This window comes from Hafnia sp. (genome assembly GCF_036648275.1).
Taxonomy (GTDB): Bacteria; Pseudomonadota; Gammaproteobacteria; order Enterobacterales; family Enterobacteriaceae; genus Hafnia; species Hafnia alvei.
The window spans coordinates 15,443-36,926 of record NZ_JAVXIQ010000018.1 but is presented as its reverse complement, the minus strand read 5'-3'; the positions used below and the strand labels follow the sequence as shown (position 1 = coordinate 36,926).

Sequence of the window (21,484 nt, the reverse complement as noted above, 5' to 3'; positions counted from 1 at the left end):
CCGCAAACAGAAGTCATTGGGTGTTGGTCAGCGAAGAAGAGATCAAACGGGCCATGAAGCTTATTGCTGTGACCGATCGCGGGATGATTGAAGGGGCCGCAGGTGTTGCCTTAGCAGCTGAATATCAGGACAAAAAAATTGCGGTTGTTCTGCGCGGTAAAAACATCGTGTTGGATAATTATTTGAAGGCCGTAGCATAAAGCCTCCGTGAAAGGTTTCGAACGCCTATAGCACCAAGTATTACATCACCTCCGTGCAGGCGTCCGAGTTGGAGGGCCAATCGCCGCCCTCCAACACCTCGGCTTGGCACCACCTTCCAGCCCGCTCCGCGGGTTCCCTCATTTCATCATTACGGTTTTAACGGAACGAACGGCAATCGCCATCCTGGCTCCTCCGTTCTTTCGCCGACATCCCTGTCGGCGAATCCTAACCTTCATGATTCATTCGGCTGTAAGGTAACGTGCCGAGAAGCTCAAAACCAATATTCTGCGGCTTAGTTATCATGAAAGGCTAAATAAGTATTTTATTTCCCGAAGACAAATTTGTTAATGGCGATAGCCACGCCATCTTCCTGATTCGTTGTGGTAACAAATTGGGCAGCTTCTTTAATTGCCGGCTCGGCGTTACCCATGGCAACACCAACGCCGGCGTATTCCACCATGGCTAAGTCATTACCGTGATCACCAATGCACATTACGTTTTCGCGTGGGATATTCAGATATTGCGCCAAACGAGCAATGCCTTTCCCTTTGTCTGCATCTTTGTTCAATACTTCAAGAAAATAAGGGCTGCTTTTCATCATGGTATAGCGTTCATACGCTTCAGCTGGAATGCGAGCAATCGCCGCATCAAGCACTTCAGGATGGTCGATCATCATCACTTTTGGGAAGCGAATGCTTTTATCCATTTCATCTGCTGGGCAGAAATGCAGAGGAATGCCGGTAATAAACGATTCATGAACGGTATATTTGCTGACGTCACGGTTAGCCGTATATAGCTTGTGGTGATCGAGCGCGTGAAAATGCGAACCGACCTGACGCGATAGCGATTCGAGATATAAATAGTCGGCATTATCAAGCAGGGTTTCAAATAAAGGTTCCCCGTTTTCGGCATGAACAATCAGACCACCATTGTTGCAGAGGCAGTAGCATCCGGCGGTATCCAACTCCAATTCACGCAGATATTGCTGAGCGCCGATAAATGGACGTCCGGTCGCTAACACCACATGCACGCCTTGCGCTTTAGCCGCCAAAATAGCCTGTTTCACCGCAGGAGCAACCATCCGATCGTTATTAAGTAGGGTTCCATCCAAATCTATGGCAATCAATTTAATCGACATCACATTTTCCCTTCGGGTCAGAATAATAGTGTAACGGTAATCAATCTAGGCCAGGTTGTCATTGCTTATGCGAGGTAAAAATGAGGATCAAATACATAAAAAAAGGGACGATAAATCGTCCCTTCTCGCTAACTTCTTTAGGATTAGAAGTCTAGGTTTGCTGCACGCAGCGCATTCTCTTCAATAAATGCACGACGAGGTTCAACCGCATCGCCCATCAATGTGGTGAATAGCTGGTCAGCGGCCACAGCATCTTTCACAGTAACACGCAGCATACGACGGCTCTGCGGATCCATGGTGGTTTCCCACAGCTGCTCAGGGTTCATTTCACCCAGACCTTTGTAACGCTGGATAGCGAGGCCACGACGGGACTCTTTCACCAACCATTCCAGCGCCTGTTCGAAGCTGGTAATTGGCTGGCGACGTTCACCACGCATAACAAACGCATCTTCTTCGATCAGACCGCGCAGCGTACCACCCAAGTTACAAATGCGGCGATATTCCGCACCGTGAATGAATTCGAAGTCTAGAGGATAATCGGTATCAACCCCGTGAGTACGAATACGCAGCGACGGCTCAAACATCTGGCGCTCACGGTTTTCAGTCACAATTGCAGAGTAGGTGCTGCCGTGAACTTCTTTTTCGTTCAGCGTATTTACCAGTGATTCAATCCACTGCTGCACTTTAGCCTGATCGCCAAGATCGGCTTCTACCAGCGTTGGATGATAAATCAGCTGGTTCAGCAACGCCTTAGGATAACGGCGCTCCATACGACCAATCAGTTTTTGAACCTGATAGTGCTCGGTCACCAACTTCTCTAAATGCTCGTTAGACATCGCTGGCGCATCGGCATTGATGTGCAGTTCAGCGCCATCCAAAGCGATAGAAAGCTGATACTGATCCATCGCGTCGTCATCTTTAATGTACTGTTCTTGCTTACCTTTCTTCACTTTATACAGCGGAGGCTGAGCAATAAATACATGACCACGTTCGATAATTTCTGGCATCTGACGATAGAAGAAGGTCAATAGCAGCGTACGAATGTGCGAGCCATCGACGTCGGCATCGGTCATGATGATGATGCTGTGATAACGCAGCTTGTCAGGGTTATATTCGTCGCGACCGATACCACAACCCAGTGCGGTAATCAGCGTGGCAACTTCCTGAGAAGAAAGCATTTTATCGAAACGCGCTTTCTCAACGTTCAGGATTTTACCTTTCAGCGGCAGGATCGCCTGATTCTTACGGTTACGCCCCTGTTTTGCAGAGCCGCCCGCAGAGTCCCCTTCCACTAAGTACAGTTCAGAGTGGGCAGGATCGCGTTCCTGACAGTCGGCCAGTTTGCCCGGCAGACCGGCTAAATCCAACGCACCTTTACGACGAGTCATTTCACGAGCTTTACGGGCCGCTTCACGCGCGCGCGCAGCATCAATAATTTTGCCCACAACGATTTTGGCATCGCCTGGGTTTTCTTGCAGGTATTCAGCCAGCAGTTCATTCATCTGCGTTTCAACGGCAGTTTTAACCTCAGAAGAAACCAGTTTGTCTTTGGTCTGAGATGAGAACTTAGGATCTGGAACCTTAACAGAAACCACCGCAATCAAACCTTCACGCGCATCGTCACCGGTGGCGCTAACTTTGGCTTTCTTGCTGTAGCCTTCTTTTTCCATATAGCTGTTCAGGGTACGGGTCATCGCAGCACGGAAACCGGCCAGATGGGTACCACCATCACGCTGTGGAATGTTGTTGGTAAAGCAGTAGATGTTTTCCTGGAAACCATCGTTCCACTGAAGCGCAACTTCAACGCCGATATCATCCTTCACGGTTGAGAAATAGAACACGTTTGGATGGATCGGAGTTTTATTTTTATTCAGATACTCTACGAACGCTTTGATACCGCCTTCATAGTGGAAATGATCTTCACGGTTGTCACGTTTGTCGCGCAGACGAATAGACACACCGGAGTTCAAGAAGGAGAGCTCACGTAGGCGCTTAGCCAGAATATCGTACTGGAATTCGGTATGGTTAGAGAATGTCTGCAGGCTTGGCCAGAAACGTACGGTGGTACCGGTAATTTCAGTATCACCAACCACTTTCAGCGGGAACTGGGGAACACCGTGCGCATAGGTCTGCTCGTGAACTTTACCTTCACGGCGAATAACCAATTCCAATTTTTCAGACAGGGCGTTAACTACGGAAACACCAACGCCATGCAGACCACCGGAAACTTTATAAGAGTTATCATCGAACTTACCACCGGCGTGCAGCACGGTCATGATAACTTCAGCAGCAGACACACCTTCTTCTTCGTGCAGGCCAGTAGGAATACCACGGCCATCATCCTGTACCGACACTGAGTTGTCGCTATGGATGGTAACGATAATGTCTTTACAGTAGCCAGCGAGCGCCTCGTCAATCGCGTTGTCCACCACCTCGAATACCATATGGTGCAGACCGGTGCCGTCATCGGTATCACCGATGTACATGCCCGGGCGTTTACGCACGGCGTCCAGCCCTTTTAATACCTTGATACTTGAGGAGTCATAAGTATTTGACATCAGCCTTTCTCGCTCATTAAAAAACTGTGATTAAACCGCTATTTTACCCTGTTCCACGCGGAACATCTTGCCCTTTTCATCAACCATATCGGAGACCTGTTCTGCACTCACCGCACTCACAAAAACCTGTGCGCCAGTGGCTTTCAATCGGTCGGCTAATAAACGTCTGCGACCCGTATCCAGCTCAGAAGCAAAATCATCGATAAGGTAAAGGCAACGGCGACCGCTGTGGCGGGTAAGATATTCACCCTGTGCCAAACGCAGCGCGCACATCAGTAACTTCAGTTGCCCACGCGACAGCAAATCCTCAACCGGTGTACCTTCTGCCCGGATGCGGAAATCTGCCTTGTGTGGACCAACCGCGGTATAGGTCAGAGCTCTATCGCGTTCAAATTGACGCTCTAGCAACTCTCCGTAATCGCTCTCTTTATCCCAGCCACGCTGGAAAGAAAACGTCAGTGCAAATTCAGGCAAGAACTGCGCGCATGTTGCGCTGATATCTTCGGCAATCGCTGCGCTATATTGCGCTCGCAATTGGCTGATACGTTCTGCCAGCGGGATCAGTTCCTGATCCCATGGACGTAGTTGTCCATAGCGGGTTACCTGTCTTAACGCCGCATTGCGCTGCTTTAGCAGACGCTTGAGGTTGCTCCAGGCAACAAAGAAACCGGGATCGCTATGAAAGCAGCCCCAGTCGAGAAAAGCGCGCCGAAATTTTGGCCCGCCATTCAATAAGGTAAAACCTTCTGGCGTAATAAGCTGCATCGGCAACATCTGCGCCAGCTCAGCCACTTTATGGCCATCGCTGCCATCAATACGCACTTTGCTATCACCGGCACGGCTTTTACTAAGCCCGACAGACAACTCGCGTTCGGCACCGGTATCAATACGACCATGTAGAACAAACTCATTCTGGTCATGGCGGATCACTCTTCCCGCCTGCAAACTACGAAAAGCCCGCCCGTGCCCAAGCGTATAAATGGCCTCGAGCACACTGGTTTTTCCGCTACCGTTGGCACCGACCAGAAAGTTGAACCCCTCAGCAGGAGAGAGGTCCGCAGATTCAATATTGCGAAAATCGCGGATCGTCAGACGCGTTAAAGCCATCAAAAGCTATTCCGTGCAAAGCCAGCATTCGTATACCCTAAATAATTCGAGTTGCAAGAAGGCGACAACTGAGCAAATCCCCAGGAGCTTACACAAGTAAGTGACTGGGGTGAGCGAAGGCAGCCAACGCACGTGCAGCGCGAAGTATGACGGGTATGGTTATAAGCGCATTGGCATGACTACGTAGGCTGCTGACTGGCTCGCCGCGTCTTCAATCTGAACGCTGGATACGGAGTCAGTTAGTAACATATGCACGTCTTCACACTTGAGTGCGTTGAGGACATCCAGAACGTAACTTACGTTGAAACCAATTTCTAAATCGGTGCCTTCGTAATTCACATCCAGAATTTCTTCCGCTTCTTCCTGCTCTGGGTTATTCGCAGTAATTTTCAGCTGGTTATGGCTGACATAGAGGCGAACACCACGGAATTTTTCATTCGATAAAATCGCTGCACGCGCAAATGCTTGCTTGAGTTCGTCACAGCCAGCTTTTAGCGTTTTGTCCGGATTCTTCGGCAATACGCGGCGATAATCAGGGAAACGGCCATCAACCAGCTTGGAGGTAAAGATGAAGTCACCCACGTGAGCACGAATGTTATTGCTGCCAATTTGCAGGCGTAGCGGTGTTTCACCACCATCTAACAAACGAGACAGCTCCATGACGCCTTTACGCGGCACGATCACCGAATGACTCGGTAAACTCTGGCCAATAGGCATGGAGCAAACGGCAAGCCGGTGTCCATCGGTCGCGACGGTACGTAGCTCTTCACCTTCGGTCTCAAACAGCATACCGTTCAGATAATAACGCACGTCCTGATGAGCCATTGAGAACTGCGTGGCTTCAATCAGCTTTTTCAGCGTTGCCTGAGGCAGAGTAAATTCTACCTCGCTCTGCCAATCATCCAGATTAGGGAAGTCAGCGGCAGGCAGCGTAGACAGCGAGAAGCGGCTACGTCCAGAGCGAACCAACATGCGGTCGCCATCCAATATCACGGTGATTTCCGCACCGTCTGGTAGGCCACGGCAAATATCAAAAAACTTACGCGCAGGAACCGTTGTCGCACCCGTCTCATGCTCTTGAGCAAGAGGAACACGGGCGATCATTTCCATTTCAAGGTCGGTGCCTGTCAGCAATAGATGGCCGTCTTCAACCTGCAACAGCAGATTACCAAGAATAGGCAACGTTGGTCGGCCACCCAGCGGGCTGCTTACCTGTTGCAACGGCTTTAGCAGATGTTCACGTTCAACAATAAATTTCATATCGCTACGATGACTGTTATTTGATTAGGATGACAACGTTCTGATTAAATTAGAAAAATCTTCTTTGATGTCGTGGCTTTCTTCACGCAGCTGTTCAATCTTACGACAGGCATGCAAGACCGTAGTATGGTCACGACCACCAAATGCATCACCAATTTCCGGCAAGCTATGGTTGGTCAGCTCTTTTGCCAGCGCCATCGCCATCTGGCGTGGGCGAGCAACCGAGCGGGAACGGCGTTTAGACAGTAAATCTGCCACCTTGATTTTATAATACTCAGCGACTGTCTTCTGAATATTATCGATAGTGACTAATTTTTCCTGCAAAGCGAGCAGATCGCGCAATGCTTCACGCACGAAATCGATGGTAATTGCGCGGCCGGTAAAATTGGCATTCGCAATGACGCGATTCAGTGCGCCTTCGAGCTCACGTACATTAGAGCGTAGACGCTTGGCGATGAAAAAGGCGACTTCACCCGGCAGGCGAATATCATTTTCATCGGCTTTTTTCATCAGAATAGCGACGCGCGTTTCTAATTCTGGCGGCTCGATAGCGACGGTCAATCCCCAACCAAAGCGCGATTTCAGGCGATCTTCCACGCCATTGATCTCTTTTGGATAGCGGTCTGACGTCAGAATGATTTGCTGATTGCCTTCAAGCAGTGCGTTAAAGGTATGGAAGAACTCTTCCTGCGAGCGCTCTTTATTCGCAAAAAATTGAATATCATCGATAAGCAGAGCATCAACAGAACGATAGTAGCGTTTAAACTCTTCGATCGCGTTATTTTGCAGGGCCTTAACCATATCCTGAACGAAACGCTCAGAGTGCATATACACCACTTTGGCATTGGCTTTACGCGCCATAATGCCATTTCCCACCGCGTGCAAAAGGTGAGTTTTACCTAAACCAGTGCCGCCATATAAAAATAGCGGGTTATAGGCTCCGCCAGGGTTATCAGCCACCTGACGCGCCGCCGCGCGGGCCAGTTGGTTAGACTTACCCTCAACAAAGTTATCGAACGTATGCTTAGGATTTACATTCGAGCGATAAGACAGTTCAGGCTGCGCCGGTGAGTTATCCCAGCTAGGACGCATAGGTGCAATACTGCGAGCCGCGGTCTGAATAACAGGCGCAGAAACACTGGCCATAACCGGGCTTTGTGCCGGAATAGCCATTGCAGGTTTGGTGCCAACTTCAAAACGTAAAACCGGCGCATCGCTGCCACAAAAATCATTCAACAATCCATTGATATTGTTGAGATATTTGTCACGAACCCAATCCAATACAAAACGGTTAGGAGCATACAGCGCCAGGGTGTTGTCACTCAGTTCCGCCTGTAAAGGACGGATCCACATACTAAATTCTGTGGCAGGTAACTCATCCTGCAATCGGGCAAGACACTGCTGCCAAAGCGAAAGTGACACGGCGGACTCCACTCGAACAAGATCAAAAAGAAATGAATAGGATACTTAGACTGACTTTTTTTGACGCACGTGATCGTTTGAACCTCGTCAAGGCACTGTTCCGCACAAAAGATGCTGAGATCTTAATAAATGAAAAGATCATAAACAGGTTACCCACAAGCAAACCATCACATACGAATCGCTTTTAAATGCGATGTAATAAATTTCATTATCTCCAATGCACCAGAGATCTGGATCGCAATCGGAATGGCGGATCATAGCCTAAATCACACAGAAGATCCTCCCCTTCTGCACAGATTAGATCGTTTTTATCCACAGGCAACATTCAGAAAGGGAGTTTAAGCTTTTAAGCGATTTGTCCAGCGTTAAACAGCCCACAGATCCACTATTTTCAGATTTTGCGGGTGATAAATTCATCACGGATCTACACTTTATCAAGAAGGATCTTGGTTAGATCCTTGCGCTTTGATAGGGAGTCCGTATAATTTCCCACCCACGCGTTGCGCCTGAGTTCTGTTTAGTGATTTTTTTTCGTCACTTTTACAGGCCTCAAACCTATGTATCTCTTAGGGACTATTTAGGGATGCGACGGTGATTGAGGCTCACGTTAGTGAAATTCGGTTGAGCTATCTTGCGATGAGAATTGACTCAGGACTGTACAATTATTACAATCCCGCCTCTTTATATATGCGATTGAGGCGTCGGTCGTTCTCACGCCGAGTAGCCAAACGCGTTTACTGATCAGTAATTATTTAAGTTTAGGTAGAAATCGCTATGAAACGCACTTTCCAACCGTCCGTATTGAAACGTAACCGTTCACACGGTTTCCGTGCTCGTATGGCAACCAAAAATGGTCGTCTGGTTCTGGCCCGCCGTCGTGCGAAAGGCCGTACTCGTCTGACCGTTTCTAAGTAATAAAGCTAACCCTCTGTGGTTAAGCTAGCATTTCCTAGGGAGTTACGTTTGTTAACTCCCAATCATTTCAATTTCGTCTTCCAGCAACCGCAACGAGCCGGCACTCCTCAAATTACCATACTCGGCCGTATGAACACGCTGGGGTATCCCCGCATCGGTCTTACAGTCGCCAAAAAATATGTCAAGCGTGCGCATGAGCGTAACCGGATCAAACGCCTAACGCGTGAGAGCTTCCGTTTAAGCCAACATTCGCTGCCTGCCATGGATTTTGTGGTAATTGCTAAAAAAGGGGTTCAGGAGCTCGATAATCGGGCGCTGACAGAGATTTTGGAAAAGTTATGGCGTCGTCATTGTCGGCAAGCTCGCGTATCCTAATAAAGCTGATACGCGGGTATCAGCTTTTCATTAGTCCGCTGCTCGGACCGCATTGTCGTTTCAGACCAACCTGCTCACAGTACGGAATTGAGGCATTGAGCAGGTTTGGGATGATAAAAGGCAGTTGGTTGACACTGAAACGCGTATTAAAATGCCACCCATTGAACCCAGGTGGTGATGATCCCGTGCCGCCGAAAACTGACGATAACAGAGAACATTAAGATGGATTCGCAACGCAATCTACTCCTCATCGCTCTGCTGTTCGTGTCTTTCATGATCTGGCAAGCATGGCAAACGGATAACAATCCGCAGCCAACCGCTCAGACCGCAGGACAGACCGCGAACACCACGACAGCCGATGCATCCAGCCAGGCTGTGCCAGAAAGTGGCCAGGGTAAACTAATTACGGTTAAGACTGATGTGCTGTCTTTGACCATTAACACCCGTGGTGGTGATATCGAACAGGCTAACCTGTTGGCGTATCCAGCTACTTTAGGTTCTGACCAGCCTTTCCAGCTGTTAGAAACTACACCAAACTTCATCTATCAGGCTCAAAGCGGCCTGACAGGTAAAAATGGTCCAGACAATCCAGCTAACGGTGACCGTCCTCTGTACGCCGCCGATCAAACCAGCTTCGAACTGGTCAATGGTCAGGACGAGCTGCGTATTCCTTTGACGTACACGGCGAAAGACGGCGTGGTCTATACCAAGACCTTCGTTCTTAAACGCGGTGACTATGCCATTGGCGTGGACTACAAAGTTAAGAACGCCAGCGCACAGCCGTTGGATCTGACTCTGTTCGGTCAGTTGAAGCAGTCTATTGACCTGCCAAAACACAAAGATACCGGCAGCAGCAACTTTGCTCTGCACACCTTCCGTGGTGCGGCTTACTCTTCAAGCGATGATAAATATCAGAAGTACGCGTTTGATAAAGACCCGCTGAATATCACCACTAAAGGCGGTTGGGTTGCCATGTTGCAGCAGTACTTTGCAACCGCATGGATCCCAGAGACAAACGGTACTAACCAGTTCTATACCGCTAATCTGGGTAACGGACTCTCGACGATTGGCTTTAAAGCTGAACCTGTCGTTGTTGCTCCGGGTACCGAGAAAAACTTGAACGCAACCCTGTGGGTTGGTCCTGAAATCCAGAGTGATATGGCTGCCGTGGCACCACACTTGGACTTGACCGTAGACTACGGATGGTTGTGGTTCATTTCTCAGCCACTGTTTAAGCTGCTGCAGTTCATCCACAGCTTTATCGGTAACTGGGGCTTCTCGATTATCGTTATCACCTTCATCGTTCGTGGCATCATGTACCCGCTGACTAAAGCGCAGTACACCTCCATGGCGAAAATGCGTATGCTGCAGCCAAAACTGGCGGCAATGCGTGAACGCATTGGTGATGACAAACAGCGCATGAGCCAAGAAATGATGGCGCTGTACAAGTCAGAGAAAGTTAACCCACTGGGTGGATGTCTACCGCTCGTCATCCAGATGCCAATCTTCTTGGCACTGTATTACATGCTGATGGGCTCAGTAGAACTGCGTCAGGCTCCATTCGCGCTGTGGATCCATGACTTGGCTGCACAAGACCCGTACTACATCTTGCCAATTCTGATGGGTATCACGATGTTCTTCATTCAGAAGATGTCGCCAACCACAGTCACTGACCCGATGCAGCAGAAGATTATGACGTTTATGCCTGTCATCTTCACGGTGTTCTTCCTGTGGTTCCCATCAGGTCTGGTGCTGTACTATATCGTCAGCAACCTGGTGACCATCCTCCAGCAACAGCTGATCTACCGTGGTCTTGAGAAACGTGGCCTACACAGCCGCGACAAGAAAAAATCATAATCCACGTGATGATATGAGTTGAGTAAGGCGGTCAATTGACCGCCTTTTTTTATGCCCTGTTTTATGACCTCATTGACCTATCGTCGTCTCAGCATGAAGGTCTATGGTGGGTACGTATTTCAATTTAGTAACGAGAGAGTATGACTATGAGCCAATCCGACACCATCGTTGCCCAAGCAACCCCTCCGGGACGCGGCGGCGTAGGCATTCTGCGCGTATCAGGACGTCAGGCTAAAGAAGTCGCTATGGCATTGCTGGGTAAATTACCTAAGCCACGCTATGCAGATTATCTACCGTTTAAAGATACCGATGGCAGCGTGCTGGATCAGGGGATCGCGTTGTACTTCCCCGGCCCAAATTCTTTCACCGGTGAAGACGTTCTTGAACTGCAAGGACATGGCGGCCCCGTTATCCTCGATCTACTACTAAAACGCATTCTACAGATGCCAGAAGTTCGCATTGCCCGCCCGGGAGAGTTCTCTGAACGCGCCTTTCTCAATGACAAACTCGATTTAGCGCAGGCCGAAGCAATTGCCGACCTCATCGATGCCAGCTCCGAACAGGCTGCCCGCTCGGCGGTAAATTCACTTCAAGGCGCATTCTCTAATCGCGTGAATCAGCTGGTAGAAGCGCTGACTCATCTGCGTATCTTTGTTGAAGCCGCTATCGACTTCCCCGACGAAGAGATCGATTTTCTCTCAGACGGTAAAATTGAAGCGCAGCTAAATGGAGTTATGGGAGAGCTACAGGCCGTGCGTGCCGAAGCACGTCAGGGAAGTTTGCTGCGTGAAGGGATGAAAGTGGTGATTGCTGGCCGCCCGAACGCCGGTAAATCCAGCCTACTAAACGCACTGGCAGGACGTGAAGCCGCTATCGTAACCGACATCGCAGGTACCACGCGTGACGTCCTACGTGAACACATTCATATCGACGGCATGCCGCTGCACATCATTGATACCGCAGGTTTACGCGAAGCCAGCGATGAAGTTGAACGCATCGGTATCGAACGTGCATGGAATGAGATCGAACAAGCCGACCGCGTACTGTTCATGGTTGATGGCACCACAACTGACGCCATTGAACCTGCCAGCATCTGGCCTGAGTTTATGGCTCGTTTGCCAAAAACGTTGCCGATCACCGTAGTCCGTAACAAAGCCGACATGACCGGCGAAGCGCTGGGGCTCAGCGAAGTAAATGGTTACTCACTTATTAGGCTCTCTGCGCGAACCGGTGAAGGCATCGACGTCCTGCGCGACCATCTCAAGCAGAGCATGGGCTTTACCAGCAACATGGAAGGTGGGTTCTTAGCCCGTCGCCGTCACCTTCAGGCGCTTGAAACCGCCGCAGAACACCTTGAACAGGGCAAAGAACAGCTTGTAAGTGCTTATGCAGGTGAATTACTGGCTGAAGAGCTGCGTCTTGCTCAGCAAGCGCTCAGTGAGATTACCGGCGAGTTCACCTCAGATGATTTACTGGGCCGTATTTTCTCTAGTTTCTGCATTGGTAAGTGATCACTTCTGCTCAAAAACCCGCCAGTGGCGGGTTTTATTTTTTCGCAAATCGTTTCCTGAAAACGTTACGCGTTAGCTGTGTCAAAACAAACAACAGCGCGCCGCACAAGAAGAGTTTTAACGTTACATTTAGCGTAATCCCATTTTCAGCCAATTCACTGGCCATAAACGTGAATATGAACGTTCCCGGCAGAAGGGTTAGACAGGAAACCACGCTGTAGCGCCAAAAAGAAATCGCCGTTAATCCATAAGCATAGTTTTGAATGTTGTAGGGAAAAAGCGGAATCAAGCGGGTAAAAATCAAAAAATCCACGCCATAGCGCTGAATACCACGCTCAATCTGCTCAAATTTTTGATTTCCACCAAAGCGGCGTAATAACCAAGCGCGGCCTAAATATCTAGCGACTAAAAATGAGAGCGAAGAAGCCAGCGTAGCGGCAAATAATGAGATGATCGTTCCGTAAAATACCCCGAAAACGACACCTCCGGCGATGACTAGCACGCTTCCAGGGAATAGGAAAAGTGAAGTGATAACAAACAAAAGAATGTAAGCCAAAACGCCCCACCAGCCATGCGAACTCACCCACTGTTGTAACGCCTCAACGTGCGATAACACGTCAGCTAGGGGGCTGTTATGTAAAAGGATAATCAGAGCCAGCAAAACCAGCAGGCCGATCCCTCGTTTAAGACTTCTTTTGCATCACCATTCCAACCCCTTGTTCTACTTGATATTTACAAAACATAATCGTTTAAGGTCATAGTCAGCGTTAAATTTATTAGCGAAATCAGTGCGCTGTTGCACAGTTCATACAAAATCGAGTTACTAAATATTCGACGAAGATAAATAATCTCATGAGCAAAAAAAGCTTACGCTATAGTTAGTACGTTACGTATATACCCTAAATAATTCGAGCTGCACTGAGGCGACAAGTCACGAGGCCAATAAAAATGCAGCTTGAAATATCACGGGTATATCCACCAATTCATCCGTAAATCAGGGAGCGACTATGGATAATCATTTTGCTTGGTGGTACCTATCCAACCAGCCTTTAAACGTGCATCGTCTCACAGACGATCTGATCACCACCTCGCTTCACTACTCGCCTAAACGCCGTGAACGTTTTTTGCATGGCCGAGCATTGCTTGCAGAGCTCATGTTTCAGCTTTATGGCTATGAAAAATTACCGCGCTTGGCCGTTGCGCCCAGCGGAAGGCCGTGCTTTGTTGATCCAACACTTCCCGACTTTAGCCTGGGGTACGCTGGTAGCGTCATCGCATTGATGCTTGGCACCAACGGGAAAGTCGGTATGGACGTCGAAATTATCCGAGCGCGTCAGGGCGGCTTTATTCATCTTCAGCAACAGTATATTACCAGCGGCGAAAAAATTTGGATCGATGGGCAAGCCGATCGCTTGGAAGCAACAACTCAGCTTTGGGCTATCCGTGAATCGGTTCTTAAGATCTCAGGGCTAGGTACCAGCGGTTTGCAAACGCTACGCCTTTTACCGGGCGCAGGAAAACTGCGCTCAACGGTAACGCCGCAGGTCGAAACCATTAGCGCGATACAAGGCGAGATCGCGTGGGCATGCAGTAAATCGCCCACGTTGGGACAGCTTAATTATTGGTTGATGGATCAAGAAGAAAACCAGCTGGTCAATATCACCGCAGAAAAGCAGGCTGAGCTAAAAGAGTCCGCATCCTATTTGCGCTTTACCAGCAACACGCCAATACAAACGGCTTAAATGATAAGTCTGATAACAACTTATCTACTCTATGATTGATTATTGATCTAAGATGAGTTCTACATATCCGGTTATATTACATCAAGAAATGGAGAACTTATGTCAGATAAACCACTGAAAATTGTTACTTTACTCGGTAGCCTACGTAAAGGTTCCTACAATGGGATCGTCGCCAATGCGCTACCAGATTTAGCGCCTCAAGGCGTAACCATTGAAGCGTTGCCATCCATTCGCGATATCCCTCTCTATGACGCAGATCGCCAACAGGATGAAGGCTTCCCTGCTCAAATTGAGGCGATTGCCGAGCAAATTCGTCAGGCTGATGGCGTTATCATCGTCACCCCTGAATATAACTATTCTGTTCCGGGTGGTCTGAAAAACGCTATCGATTGGATCTCTCGTCTGCCAAATCAACCGTTAGCTGGAAAGCCTGTGGCGATCCAAACCAGCTCAATGGGACCGGTTGGCGGTGCGCGCTGCCAATACCATCTGCGCCAAATTTTGGTGTTCTTAGATTGTCAGGTGATGAACAAACCTGAGTTTATGGGTGGCGTAATCCAGAGCAAAGTGGATGAGCAGAAGGGCACGTTAACGGATACTTCAACCATTGAGTTCTTAGGCAAACAGCTGTCTGCATTTGCAGATTATGTACGCCGCGTCGGTTGATAGATAAGTTATTGATAGAGAATTGATTGATAGAGAAGTGAATGGGTAAGCAGAACTAAAAGCCCCTTCCCAGCCTCTCTCTTCTCAGAGAGAGGCTAATCCCAGCAAACGGGATAATCAGAGGGGCTGACTTCAACCGCGATTAATGCGCATCAACAAATACAATCTTCAGCACAAACAGCAGCGCCACAATCACTACGCATGGGCTAATTTCACGCCAGCGGCCGGTGCCTAACTTCATGATGCAATAAGAGATAAAGCCAAGCGCGATACCTTCCGTGATCGAGAAACTAAACGGCATCATGACCGCAGTGATAAACGCCGGTACGGCTTCAGTCAAATCATCCCACTTCACGCGAGACAGACTAGACGTCATCAATACGCCCACATAAATCAGCGCGCCTGCCGCAGCATAAGCAGGAACCATTCCCGCCAACGGTGAAAGGAAAATAACCAGCAGGAACAGAATGCCGACGACCACCGCAGTTAAGCCTGTACGGCCGCCCACGGAAACACCAGAGGTACTTTCGATATAAGCCGTCACCGATGACGTACCAATGAAAGAACCCACGACGGAGCTGATACTATCGACATACAGCGCCTGCTTCATACGCGGGAATTTACCGCTCTTATCCGCCAGCCCAGCTTTATCCGTTACACCAATCAATGTGCCAGATGAGTCAAACAGGTTTACCAGCATGAAGGAGAAAATCACGCCCGCCAGACCAATGTTTAACGCGCCAGACAAATCTACCTGACCCACAACGCTGGTCACGTTCGGTGGCATAGAGAACAAACCGGAATACTGCACATCACCCAGCGCCCAGCCGATAAGCGTGGTCACTACGATGGACACCAATACGGCAGCATGGAAACTACGGGATGATAAAATCGCGATGATAAAGAAACCCAAAGCGCCCAGCAAAACGCTGTGGGAAGTCAGATTTCCAACGGCAACCAACGTATCTTTGTTCGGCACAACGATTCCGGCATTTTTCAGGCCCATCATCGCGATAAACAAACCAATACCGCTGGTGATACCCACGCGCAGGCTCATCGGGATATTCGCAATCATCCAATAACGGATGCGGAAAATAGTCAGCAGCAATAGGCCAACGGCACCCCAAAAAATAGCACCCATACCAACCTGCCATGTCAGCCCCATAGCGCCAACGACGACAAAGGCAAAGAAGGCATTCAGCCCCATAGCAGGAGCCAGCGCGACCGGTAAGTTAGCCAGCAGGCCCATGAAAATACTACCGAAAGCAGCGATCAAGCAGGTGGTAACGAATACAGCCTGTGTATCCATACCTGCAGCGCCGAGGATTTGCGGGTTGACGAAAACGATATACACCATGGTCAAAAACGTGGTGATACCGGCGATCACCTCAGTCCTTGCGGTGGTGCCATGCTCCTGCAATTTGAAGACACGCTCAAACATCCCCTGCCCTTGAGCAGAGTTTGAAGTTGAATTATTCATTCTATTAAATCCGGATGGATATTGGCTTTGGGAGAGTATCCTATACCAAAAGCGCTAAATAATGATCCCCGTCACACAGATTTCTAGATGTTTTTTTACTCGTCATTTTAGTGAGCGGTGTCACGTAGACCTATTTAGGCTCTCATATAATGCGTTCATATAAATAAAAACAGATTAATATCAATATGATAAAAACAATTTCAAGGAGCATGAATTAACATGGAAGGGATAAATAATAAGCATACGCAATCGCTTTCGCGTGAAGAAATGATCCGCCTTCTAGCCGTTTCACGCGGCGATGAGGCAGCTGACTGCATTATTGACAATGTTCGTATCCTCGATCTGATAAACGGTGGTGAACTGCTAGGCCCTATTGTTATTTGCGGCGCCAATATCGCTGGCGTTGGTCCTGCCTATGCCGGTGCCGTAGCCCATCACAGGATTGATGCCAATAATGCTATTGCAGTACCAGGATTTATTGATTCTCACCTGCATATCGAATCCAGCATGATGACGCCAATAACGTTTGAAAGCGCAACGTTACCGCTGGGCGTCACCAGCATCGTCTGCGACCCGCACGAGATTGTGAACGTGATGGGCAAGCAAGGATTAGAGTGGTTCTTACGCTGCGCGGAACAGGCTCAGCAAAACCAGTTTGTGCAAATTAGCTCATGTGTGCCAGCGCTAGCGGGTAGCGACATCAACGGAGCCGAGTTTCCCTTAGATGAAATGCTGAAATACCGCGATCACTCGCACGTCCTTGGGCTAGCGGAAATGATGAATTTTCCCGGCGTTATTGCTGGGGACAGCGATATCATGGACAAGCTGGATGCCTTTCGCCATTTAACCCTTGATGGCCATAGCCCCATGTTAAGCGGCAAAGACCTTAACGGGTATCTCGCGGCTGGCGTAGAAAACTGCCACGAAACACTCATGCTACAAGAAGGGCGTAAAAAACTGTCTCTGGGCATGGCGCTCATGATGCGAGAAGGTTCCGCAGCGCGCAATCTGGATACGCTAGCGCCGCTAATTACTGAATTTAGTAGCCCGCAATGCATGCTCTGTACCGACGATCGTAACCCGTGGGAAATTGCACATGAAGGCCATATCAACGCCCTCATTCATCGCCTAATTAATCAGCATAGCATACCGGTTCATGTTGCCTATCGCGTCGCAAGCTGGTCTCCAGCACGGCATTTCGGCTTAAAACGTCTGGGGCTTATTGCTCCGGGCAAAAGAGCGGATATCGTTTTACTCAATGATGTGCAGCAGGTTGAAATTCAGCAGGTTATTGCTGGAGGAAAGCGGGTTAATGGCCGTCAACTCACCGCAACGAGCGAGCAGCGATATCAGCAAACCCAGCCACCGACGCAAAATACTATTCAACGCACACCGGTTGATGAATCTGCGCTAACGCTTCCATTGGAAGTCGGCGAACGCTATCGGGCAATACAGGTGATCCCAAATGAACTGATTACCTGCGAGCTTCCCGTTATTTGGCAGGGCGAGCGTTTCGATCACGATGATGTCTGCAAAATTGCGGTCATGGAGCGTTACGGTCATCAAAAACCACCCGCCTTAGGTTTGCTGCAAAACTTTGGCCTTAAACGCGGAGCCATGGCGGCAACCGTAAGCCATGATAGCCACAATATCGTGGTGATCGGTCATCACGCTCGCGATATGGCTATCGCCGTTAATCATTTGATTTCACAAGGTGGCGGCTTATGCGTTGCCGATGAAGGTGAGGTGAAAAGCCATCTTTCGCTGCCTATTGCAGGCTTGATGAGTGACAAACCTGCGGCTGAGATCGCTGATGATATCACCCATCTGAAAAATGCCTGTCGCCACTGTGGCGTGACGCTAAATGAGCCGTTTATTCAAATGGCATTTTTATCATTGCCGGTTATTCCCTCACTGAAATTAACCAGCTTAGGGTTGTTTGACGTTGATCGCTTCGCATTTACTGAGACTCGCTTTTCTGCCTTAAGCGATTAAACTGGGCACTGGTTTATCTCTGACGACGGCAGCGCTAGGCTGCCGTTTGCCATGAAAAACAAGGAAGCCCAATGACATCTATCAATTGTATTTTCTTCGACTGTGACGGCACGCTGGTTGACAGCGAATATCTGTGCAGCAAAGCTTACGTTCATATGTTCGCCCATTACGGGGTACATCTGTCATTGGATCGCGTTTTCAAGGAATTCAAAGGCGTTAAGCTGTATGAGATCATCGATCGTATCAAACAAGAACATGCTTTCGAGTCCGATCGTGATGAAATGGAGCAAATTTACCGCGACGAAGTCGCTCGCCTATTTGCCACTGAGTTGAAGCCGATTCCCCATGCAGAATCGTTGCTGTCGCAGATAACGGTGCCGATGTGTACCACGTCCAATGGACCGGTCAGCAAAATGCAGAACTCATTGGGCTCAACCGGAATGCTGGACTATTTTGGTGACCGACTCTACAGCGGCTACGATATTCAGAGCTGGAAGCCCGACCCTGACCTGATGTTCCACGCAGCCAAAGAGATGGGCGTCAATATTAAAGAGTGTATTTTAGTGGATGATTCACCATCAGGCGTGCAATCGGGTATCGCCGCCGGTATCCCGGTGTTCTACTACTGCGGCGACGCCCATAATCCGGTCATTGAGCATCCACTGGTGACCTCTTTTGACGATCTCAGCCTGCTACCAGAGTTATGGCGTGAACGTGGTTGGTCGCTGACCAAATAGTTTTAGCTTGCCGGTAACGCAGGTTTCAACTGCCACCAGCGGCGTTTTACTACGATATTTTGCGACGTAAAACGCCGACTCAGCTGGTTGGCAGCCACATCCAGCGCAAGACACATCACAAAATAGACACCCGCCACAAACATAAACACTTCCATCGGATACACCATGCTGCGGTTGTTAACCTGCGTAGCGAGGAACGTTAGTTCGCTCACACCCACGATATATGCCAGCGAAGTATCCTTAATCAATGAAATCCATTGATTAATAAACGACGGCACCATCATTCGCAGCGCCTGAGGCAACACCACATTGCCCAAAACCTGCCAGCGATTTAACCCCAGAGAAAGCCCTGCCTGCCATTGTCCACGCCCTACAGCATGTATACCAGCAGCAACGGCATGAGCCAGATAGGCTGAGGCGATCAACGCTAGCGCGCAAACCACCGTGGTGATCTCAGGGATATCAACGCCAAAGACGATTGGGAGGAGAAAGTAAGTCCAGAAGATCAGCATGATAACCGGAATAGCGCGGAAAAAACCTAGCACCGTTGCCAAGGCAGCACCCAGCCAACCCCGCGACATCGCCAAGCAAATCCCCAACAGCGTGCCCAACACGGCAGAAATTAGCCCGGCAATCAGGCTCATTACCAGTGTTAACGCTGCGCCCCCTAAGGGACCATCGGGAAATTGTCCCCACAGCAGATAGCTGAGGTTGTCATGAATAACGGTGAAATCCATTCTAATAGCGCTCCTGCATCCGGCGACGCTGCTGGTACCACATGCCCCAACCTTCCATCAGCGCAATAATTAAAACGTACAGTAGGGTTGCGACGCCAAACGCTTGGAATGTTTTTAGCGTTTCAGTCTCTACCTGCCGTGAAGCATACGAAAGCTCCGCCACACCGATGGCCATGGTTAATGAAGAGTTCTTGATGATGTTCATGTACTGCCCTAATAGCGGCGGCATAGCTATCTTCACCGCCTGCGGCAACACAACATAACGCATGCTCTGCCAAAGGCTTAGCCCTAGCGCCTGCGAGGCCTGTTTTTGCCCACTTGCCACACCGCGAATTCCTGCGCGGATCTCTTCAGAAATAAACGCTGCGGAATACAGCGTTAGGCCAACTAAACCGGCCAAAAACTCAAACGACGGCCATGCGAGAGTCCATCCACCGATCACCCATTCATGCGGCGTATTTAGCCACTGCATCACAACGGACGGTAGAAGCTGTCCTGCGCCGAAGTACCAGAAAAAGAGCTGAACCAGCAGCGGCGTGTTGCGAAAAACCGAGCTGTAAGCTACAACAGGCAAGCTCAGCCAGCGCTGCGGACTATCACGCAACGCCGCTAATATCAGGCCAAGCAAGGTGGCAAGAACGACCGTACACGCAGATATAACCAGCGTAATCAGAAATCCTGACCACAACCATTGCAGATACTGCGGTGCCAGAATTACATCGTAAAAAGATTGTCCGTTCATCATGCTCACCGATCGCGATATTCCCAAACCACTTGGAATAACCGCCTCGATAACGGCTATTCCAAGTCATACGGGAAATGCGACCACGCCTAGACACAGCAGCGCGGCCGCACTTATTCAGAATTGATTAGGACTTGCTGATATCAACAGGGCCAATTTTAAAATCACCACGTGGCTGGGCAGATTTTGTTTCTGGGCCAAACCAGCGATCGTAAATCTTCTCGGCCTGACCATCTTTCTCCAGACCTTCCAACACGGTATTCACTTTAGTCGTCAGACGATCTTCGCCTTTTGGCAAGCCAATGCCTTGATACTCTTTGGTGATGCTGAAAGGTGAGATTTCAAAATCCGCTTTTGCTGCTTCCGGTACGTTGGCTAACAGCCCAACCAATTTGGCATCGTCTTGGGTAATCGCCTGAACGTTGCCGTTTCTCAGTGCGGCAAATGCCAGCGGAGTGTCATCGTAGGAGATCACTTTAGCGGTTGGGTATTTGTCGCGTAGCGTAATTTCCTGCACGGTGCCTTTATCAGCGCCGATACGCAGCTTGGCGATATCGTCAGGCTGTTTCAACACGCCTTTGTGGGCAATGAATTTTTGCCCAGTACGGAAATACGGCACGCTGAAATTCACCTCTTTGGCGCGCTCTGGCGTAATGGTGAAGTTCGCAGCGATCAAATCGACTTTTTTAGACGCTAACAGTGGAATTCGGTTCGCAGGGTTAGTGGCGCGCAGTTCAACTTTCACCCCCAATGCTTTACCAATGGCATCGGCAACGTCTACGTCATAACCCACCAGCTTTTTGGTTTGTGGATCGACATAACCAAACGGTGGATTGCTATCAAAAACGGCGATACGCACAACGCCAGCCTTTTGAATATCATCGAGTTTATCGGCATGAGCCAAACCAGAAACAGCGGAAAGGCTGGCTAACAAGGACAGAACGAGAACGCGTTGCTTCATGGAAAAGCTCCTAAAAGTATTGTGCCCAGAAGTATGTTTTTGCGGCTTTATTTTTAGCGACAGGATTAAATTACGCTTAA

General features: G+C 49.2%; 19 protein-coding genes and 1 pseudogene. 10 read left to right on the top strand and 10 right to left on the bottom strand.

The features are described from left to right. Positions 1-20 precede the first annotated feature (20 nt). Positions 21-200 (top strand): annotated as a pseudogene (locus RSC70_RS15065) (threonine/serine dehydratase); the annotation flags it as partial. 323 nt (positions 201-523) lie between these two features. Here the strand turns inward: RSC70_RS15065 and yidA are convergent. The 5 genes from yidA to dnaA form a co-directional block, all read right to left on the bottom strand. Next, the gene (gene yidA, locus RSC70_RS15060; protein WP_332542928.1) at positions 524-1,339 is read right to left on the bottom strand and encodes a sugar-phosphatase; all 816 of its coding nucleotides are present in this window, start codon (positions 1,337-1,339) and stop codon (positions 524-526) included. Between the two features lie 143 nt (positions 1,340-1,482). Further along, positions 1,483-3,897: a DNA topoisomerase (ATP-hydrolyzing) subunit B gene (gene gyrB, locus RSC70_RS15055; RefSeq protein ID WP_025797338.1), complete on the bottom strand. Its 2,415-nt coding sequence runs from the start codon at positions 3,895-3,897 to the stop codon at positions 1,483-1,485. A 30-nt stretch (positions 3,898-3,927) separates the two neighbouring features. Then, the gene (gene recF, locus RSC70_RS15050; protein ID WP_025797341.1) at positions 3,928-5,004 is read right to left on the bottom strand and encodes a DNA replication/repair protein RecF; all 1,077 of its coding nucleotides are present in this window, start codon (positions 5,002-5,004) and stop codon (positions 3,928-3,930) included. A 159-nt stretch (positions 5,005-5,163) separates the two neighbouring features. Continuing rightward, a complete protein-coding gene (dnaN, locus tag RSC70_RS15045) occupies positions 5,164-6,264 on the bottom strand; it encodes a DNA polymerase III subunit beta (protein ID WP_025797343.1) in 1,101 nt (366 codons plus the stop codon). Positions 6,265-6,288: 24 nt separating this feature from the next. Beyond that, positions 6,289-7,686, bottom strand: a complete 1,398-nt coding sequence (dnaA, locus tag RSC70_RS15040) for a chromosomal replication initiator protein DnaA (protein WP_071892157.1) — start codon at positions 7,684-7,686, stop codon at positions 6,289-6,291. 774 nt (positions 7,687-8,460) lie between these two features. Here dnaA and rpmH point away from each other — a divergent pair. From rpmH to mnmE, 5 genes are all read left to right on the top strand, one after another. After that, entirely contained in the window at positions 8,461-8,601 is a 141-nt protein-coding gene (rpmH, locus tag RSC70_RS15035) for a 50S ribosomal protein L34 (protein ID WP_025797346.1), read from the top strand. 15 nt (positions 8,602-8,616) lie between these two features. Continuing rightward, on the top strand, positions 8,617-8,976 hold the full coding sequence (rnpA, locus tag RSC70_RS15030) for a ribonuclease P protein component (protein WP_332542926.1): 360 nt from the start codon (positions 8,617-8,619) through the stop codon (positions 8,974-8,976). Beyond that, positions 8,940-9,197: a membrane protein insertion efficiency factor YidD gene (yidD, locus tag RSC70_RS15025; protein WP_008815724.1), complete on the top strand. Its 258-nt coding sequence runs from the start codon at positions 8,940-8,942 to the stop codon at positions 9,195-9,197. The genes rnpA and yidD overlap by 37 nt, the downstream gene beginning before the upstream one ends. A 1-nt stretch (position 9,198) precedes the next feature. After that, the gene (gene yidC, locus RSC70_RS15020; RefSeq protein WP_043489972.1) at positions 9,199-10,833 is read left to right on the top strand and encodes a membrane protein insertase YidC; all 1,635 of its coding nucleotides are present in this window, start codon (positions 9,199-9,201) and stop codon (positions 10,831-10,833) included. 146 nt (positions 10,834-10,979) lie between these two features. Beyond that, a complete protein-coding gene (gene mnmE, locus RSC70_RS15015; protein WP_025797354.1) occupies positions 10,980-12,344 on the top strand; it encodes a tRNA uridine-5-carboxymethylaminomethyl(34) synthesis GTPase MnmE in 1,365 nt (454 codons plus the stop codon). Between the two features lie 34 nt (positions 12,345-12,378). On the opposite strand, the gene RSC70_RS15010 is transcribed toward mnmE, so the two are convergent. Beyond that, positions 12,379-12,900, bottom strand: coding sequence for a TVP38/TMEM64 family protein (locus tag RSC70_RS15010; protein WP_432707196.1), 522 nt, complete (start codon positions 12,898-12,900; stop codon positions 12,379-12,381). Between the two features lie 451 nt (positions 12,901-13,351). Between RSC70_RS15010 and RSC70_RS15005 the strand changes: the two genes are divergently transcribed. Both RSC70_RS15005 and RSC70_RS15000 read left to right on the top strand, forming a co-directional pair. Then, on the top strand, positions 13,352-14,086 hold the full coding sequence (locus tag RSC70_RS15005) for a 4'-phosphopantetheinyl transferase family protein (protein WP_130970764.1): 735 nt from the start codon (positions 13,352-13,354) through the stop codon (positions 14,084-14,086). 99 nt (positions 14,087-14,185) lie between these two features. Next, the gene (locus RSC70_RS15000; RefSeq protein WP_282808026.1) at positions 14,186-14,752 is read left to right on the top strand and encodes an NADPH-dependent FMN reductase; all 567 of its coding nucleotides are present in this window, start codon (positions 14,186-14,188) and stop codon (positions 14,750-14,752) included. A 142-nt stretch (positions 14,753-14,894) separates the two neighbouring features. On the opposite strand, the gene RSC70_RS14995 is transcribed toward RSC70_RS15000, so the two are convergent. Next, positions 14,895-16,232 carry an NCS2 family permease gene (locus RSC70_RS14995; protein WP_304183934.1) on the bottom strand — a complete coding sequence of 446 codons (1,338 nt, stop codon included), beginning with the start codon at positions 16,230-16,232 and terminating at the stop codon, positions 14,895-14,897. 219 nt (positions 16,233-16,451) lie between these two features. Between RSC70_RS14995 and adeD the strand changes: the two genes are divergently transcribed. Both adeD and yieH read left to right on the top strand, forming a co-directional pair. Further along, the gene (gene adeD / locus RSC70_RS14990; protein ID WP_332542921.1) at positions 16,452-18,227 is read left to right on the top strand and encodes an adenine deaminase; all 1,776 of its coding nucleotides are present in this window, start codon (positions 16,452-16,454) and stop codon (positions 18,225-18,227) included. A gap of 71 nt (positions 18,228-18,298) precedes the next feature. Further along, positions 18,299-18,964: a 6-phosphogluconate phosphatase gene (yieH, locus tag RSC70_RS14985; protein ID WP_130933614.1), complete on the top strand. Its 666-nt coding sequence runs from the start codon at positions 18,299-18,301 to the stop codon at positions 18,962-18,964. 2 nt (positions 18,965-18,966) lie between these two features. Here the strand turns inward: yieH and RSC70_RS14980 are convergent, their stop codons facing one another. The 3 genes from RSC70_RS14980 to RSC70_RS14970 form a co-directional block, all read right to left on the bottom strand. Beyond that, positions 18,967-19,701: an amino acid ABC transporter permease gene (locus RSC70_RS14980; RefSeq protein ID WP_096388694.1), complete on the bottom strand. Its 735-nt coding sequence runs from the start codon at positions 19,699-19,701 to the stop codon at positions 18,967-18,969. A 1-nt stretch (position 19,702) separates the two neighbouring features. Beyond that, positions 19,703-20,443, bottom strand: coding sequence for an amino acid ABC transporter permease (locus RSC70_RS14975; RefSeq protein WP_130998126.1), 741 nt, complete (start codon positions 20,441-20,443; stop codon positions 19,703-19,705). Positions 20,444-20,570: 127 nt separating this feature from the next. After that, entirely contained in the window at positions 20,571-21,404 is an 834-nt protein-coding gene (locus RSC70_RS14970; protein WP_025797372.1) for an ABC transporter substrate-binding protein, read from the bottom strand. Between the last annotated feature and the right edge of the window lie 80 nt (positions 21,405-21,484).